This is a genomic window from Neobacillus drentensis, assembly GCF_036965245.1.
Classification (GTDB): domain Bacteria; phylum Bacillota; class Bacilli; order Bacillales; family Cytobacillaceae; genus Neobacillus; species Neobacillus drentensis_G.
On record NZ_JBALPG010000206.1, the window covers coordinates 20,267 to 20,487 of the forward strand.

Consider the following 221-nt stretch of genomic DNA (forward strand, 5'->3'; position numbering starts at 1 on the left):
TAGTTTAATTAATAGTTAATTATTATTACAACTAGTGTGATACTTCAATAACGAAGTATCACTTTTTCATTTTTTATGTAACAAAACAGGAACATGAAGGTGGGAATTTTAAGTTATTTTTAATAAAGGCTGTTGACCTATACCCCGTAAACTATTTGATGTGAAGAAATGAAAGGAGTAATTTTGGACTCCTTGTTTCATGAAAAAGTTATATTTTTTAA